At 64.8% G+C, this 4,219-nt stretch carries 5 protein-coding genes; 3 read left to right on the top strand and 2 right to left on the bottom strand.

The genetic code is table 11. The features are described 5' to 3' along the window. Positions 1 to 172: 172 nt before the first annotated feature. Positions 173 to 994, top strand: coding sequence for an IclR family transcriptional regulator (locus CR157_RS21890; protein WP_110285633.1), 822 nt, complete (start codon positions 173 to 175; stop codon positions 992 to 994). A gap of 94 nt (positions 995 to 1,088) precedes the next feature. Further along, positions 1,089 to 2,225, top strand: a complete 1,137-nt coding sequence (locus tag CR157_RS21885; RefSeq protein ID WP_110285632.1) for an aminotransferase class V-fold PLP-dependent enzyme — start codon at positions 1,089 to 1,091, stop codon at positions 2,223 to 2,225. Positions 2,226 to 2,291: 66 nt separating this feature from the next. Here the strand turns inward: CR157_RS21885 and CR157_RS21880 are convergent, their stop codons facing one another. Further along, positions 2,292 to 2,981 (bottom strand): CBS domain-containing protein, encoded by a 690-nt coding sequence (locus tag CR157_RS21880; protein ID WP_110285631.1) that lies wholly within the window; start codon positions 2,979 to 2,981, stop codon positions 2,292 to 2,294. 149 nt (positions 2,982 to 3,130) lie between these two features. Continuing rightward, positions 3,131 to 3,904, bottom strand: a complete 774-nt coding sequence (locus CR157_RS21875) for a DeoR/GlpR family DNA-binding transcription regulator (protein WP_110285630.1) — start codon at positions 3,902 to 3,904, stop codon at positions 3,131 to 3,133. Between the two features lie 209 nt (positions 3,905 to 4,113). On the opposite strand from CR157_RS21875, the gene CR157_RS21870 reads away from it, so the two are divergent. Further along, positions 4,114 to 4,219, top strand: a 106-nt coding sequence (locus CR157_RS21870) for a Na+ dependent nucleoside transporter N-terminal domain-containing protein (protein WP_146218754.1), incomplete at its 3' end; no start/stop codon positions are given.

Here is a 4,219-nt window from a genome sequence, read left to right as displayed (position 1 = left end):
CCTCGGCGCGCCGCCGATTGATGTTTTTGTGGTACAAAAAGTTCCGGATAACGAAACCTGATCAGAATCTAGCCATCCCGCGGCCGCTCGTCAACGATAAATTCCAAAAACCGGTACAAATTGATTTCTTTTCAAGAACAATTTACCTTGGCAGCAAAAGGGAGGCCGCGCCATGACCAGTAGCAAACCCGAGATCACCAAGCTTGAAGGCGATACCCCCGCGCAGCGCCTGCTGGCGCTGCTGGAGGTCATTGCCGAGAAGGATCAGTTCTTCACGCTACAGAGCCTGGTCGAAGAGACCGGCCTGCCGAAGCCGACCCTGCATCGCATGCTGCAGCAGCTCGAGACGTCCGGCATGCTCCAGCGCGAGGCCGACAGCCGCCACTACAGCAAGGGCAGTCGGCTGCGGCGGCTGGCCGAGAACCTGCTGCTCAACGACACCGTGCACGGCGCTCGCCATGCGGTGCTGAGCCAATTGGTCGACGAGGTCGGCGAAAGCTGCAATATCACGGCCCTCTCGGGAGGGGAGGTGCTGTATCTCGATCGTGTCGAGACATCGGCTGCCCTGCGCTTCTACCTGCACCCGGGATCCCGGGTTCCCGTGCACTGCTCGGCCAGCGGCAAGCTGTTCCTCGCCCAGATGAGGCCGGCGCAGCGCCGACGCCTGCTGGGACAGATCCCGCTCAAGGCATTCACCCGGAACACCCTGACCGATATCGATACCCTCGAGGCCGAGATCGAGACGGTTCACCAGAACGGTTTTGCCTTCGATGACGAGGAATTCCTGCCTGGCCTGATCTGTATTGCCGTGCTGGCACCGGACACCAGGGGTGGCAGGTCCAACCTGGGCATCGCCATTCAGGCCCCCATCATGCGCATGACACATGACAAGGCCCTGCAATGCCTGCCGGCACTGCAGCGCGCCGCCAAGGCCATTGCCGCCATCGACCAGGATGCCATGCCGCAGGGAGATTCCCTGGCCAGTTCGGAATAGGCATGGCTGCTGGCCCCCGTTAGCGAATCGGAATATGCTCAGGGCATGAATGCACCTTCGGTCACGAAGGCCTGGAATCAATACGGAGAACGAAATGGCCGGCTTGCTACCCGATGTCGACCCCGATGGGCTACTGGAGTACTCGGTGGTCTACACTGACCGCTCCCTGAATCACATGTCGGCCCGCTTCCAGGGCGTCATGCGCGATATCTCCGCCACCCTCAAGCGGGTCTACCACGCCCACAGCGCGGTGATCGTCCCGGGCAGTGGCACCTTCGGCATGGAGGCCGTGGCCCGCCAGTTCGCCACCGACCGGGGCTGCCTGGTGATTCGCAACGGCTGGTTCAGCTATCGCTGGAGCCAGATCCTCGAGATGGGCCGTATCCCCTCGGATGCCGATGTCCTCAAGGCACGTCGGCTCGACGAGAACGACCCAACCTCCCCCTTCGCCCCGCCGTCCATCGAGGACGTGCTCGAGTCGATCCACCTGGAGCAGCCCGACGTGGTGTTCGCCCCCCATGTCGAGACCTCGTCCGGCATCCTGCTGCCCGACGACTACCTGCGCCGAATCGCCGATGCCATCCACGAGCAGGGCGGCCTCCTCGTGCTCGACTGCATCGCCTCCGGCACCCTCTGGATCGACATGGCGGATCTCGGCGTCGACGTGCTGGTCAGTGCGCCCCAGAAGGGCTGGAGCGCCTCGCCCTGCTGCGGCCTGGTGATGCTGTCACAGCTGGCCCGCGAGAGCATCGACTCGACCACCAGCACCAGCTTCGCCTGCGACCTGAAGAAGTGGCTGTCGATCATGGAGACCTACGAGGAGGGCGGCCACGCCTACCACGCCACCCTCCCCACCGACTGCCTCGTCAAGCTGCGCGATGTGATGGCCGAGATCGAGGCCTATGGCCTGGAGAAGCTACGCGAGGAGCAGTTGGTGCTGGGCCAGCGCGTGCGGACCATGCTCGCCGAGCACGGCCTGAAGAGCGTCGCCGCCCCGGGCTTCGAGGCCCCCGGCGTAGTGGTCAGCTACACCGACGACCCCCACATCGTCGACCGCTTCGCCGAGGCCGGTGTACAGGTCGCGACCGGCGTGCCGCTGATGTGCGACGAGGGCGACGACTTCCGGACCTTCCGCATCGGCCTGTTCGGTCTCGACAAGCTGCACCGGCTCGAGCGCAGCCTGGAAAACCTCGAGAACGCCCTGCGACAGGCAGAAGCCCGCCGGGAGTGACCACGGGGCCCGGCAACGCCAGGGGGGTGGCCATTCGGCCACCCCCCTGGCGTTGCCGGAGGCGCTTCAGAAACTCGACATGCCCCGCGGCACGAAGCCCAGGTTGTTCTCCACCGCCTTGACGCCCGCGGTATTCTCGGCGGCCACCTGGACGGCCAGTTTCTCCTCCTGGTTCTCCACCAGGCCCCACAGCTGCACCTTGCCCTCGGCAACGATGACGTTGAGGCGATCGACCAGCACGCCGGTATTCTCGTCGACCTCCTTGAGGATGGCGTTGCGGATCTCCCGGTCGTCGGTGGTGACATCCAGGCTGGTGTCCGGCGCCGTGACCGAGAACCCCCGCAGCAGGTTGGAACGGCTGACGATTCCCACGAGCTTGCCGTCACGCACCACCGGTACCCGCTTGATGCGGTGCTTCTCGAGCAGGCTGGCGATGCGATGCAGCGGTTCGTCCTCGCCGACGGTGACCGGCCTGGGGGTCATGATCTCGCGGGCCTTGCGACCATGGGACTTGACGTACTCGCCGGCATTGGCACCGGACAGGAGCTTCAGCCACCAGGACTTGTGGGTATCGGCCTCGTTCTCGACCCGACGCATCAGGTCACTCTCGCTGACGATGCCCAACACCTTCTGGTCGGCATCGACCACCGGCACCGCGCTGATGCCGTGCTCCAGCAGAAGGCTGGCGATCTCGCGCACCTCGGCATCCTCGGTGACGCTGATCACATTGGTGGTCATGACATCGGCTGCTTGCATGTTGGTGTCTCCTGGGAAAGCGGGATGCTGCGTCAACGACCGATCCATCCAATCGCCGGCAGCGGCCGGCTGAAGTCGTTGCCTATTGTGCAGAATAGCAACGGCCCCGCCCTCTCGCCTTGATCCGTGACAGGGTGGAGTCGGCAATGTCAGGCGAGCAGGACCTCCGGCCCCATGCCGGCCTCATGACGGCGCTGCCGCAGCCGACGCCCCGCCTCACCATCGGTGATCACCATGTCGAAGTCATCGAGCCCGGCGAAACGGGCCGGACGGATCACGTCGAGCTTGCTCTCGTCGGCCACCAGCAGGCGCTGCCCGGCGATGGCGATGGCGGCCTGCTTGGGGGCCACCTCGTGAAAATGGAAGCAGCTCACCCCCTTCTGCTCGTGGACGCCCGCCGCCGAGAGGAAGGCGCGATTGATGCCGAGTCGGTGGATCGCCGCGGGGATGTCGGCGCCGCCGAACGACTGGGACGAGCCATGATAGAGCCCGCCGAGCAGCACCAGGCGCACCCCGGGCAGCATGCTCACCGCATTGGCCACGTTGAGCGCATAGGTCACCACGGTGAGCTCGCGGTGGGTCGCCAGGGACTCGACCAGCGGCATCAGGGTGGTGCCGCAATCGATGAACAGGGTGTCGCCCTCCTCGATGAAGGCGGCGGCCCGTTCGCAGAGCCGGCACTTGGCCGGGTAGTGGCTGACCTTCTGCTCGTCGAGGTCGTAGACCGGGGCGAAACGGGGGTTGTCGGCCATCACCAGGCGCCCGCCGAAGAAGGTGATGGCACCGTCGCTCGCCGCCACGTCACGGCGAATGGTCATTTCCGAGACAGCACAGAGCTTTGCCGCCTCGGCGAGTCGCATGGTCCCGCCGCCAGCCAGCGCCTCTTGCAGGCGCACCAGTCGCATGGCACTACGGCCGTTCATCGAGCCTCCTCGTCCTGTGTCACGGCGATCACCGCGGGTCTCCATGCTGATCGAGCGCCGGACGAATTGCCATCGCGCTCGCCGCGGCTCGACCCTTATGGCGAGCCGCCCAAAAAATAATGTTAGAAAAATAACACTATTTGTTATATTTTTCACCTTACACCCAAGCCCCACCCCAGCCGGGTGAAACCAACGACAAAAGGTGCCCCATGACCCTCATCATGAGCCTGGTCGGGATGGCGACCCTGATCGCCATCGCCCTGCTCTTCTCCACCGACCGCCGCGCCATCCGCCTGCGCACCGTGGGCGGCGCCT

Source organism: Halomonas sp. LBP4 (genome assembly GCF_003202205.1).
In the GTDB taxonomy this organism is placed as follows: domain Bacteria; phylum Pseudomonadota; class Gammaproteobacteria; order Pseudomonadales; family Halomonadaceae; genus Halomonas; species Halomonas flagellata.
This window is presented reverse-complemented; position numbering and strand designations above follow the sequence as displayed.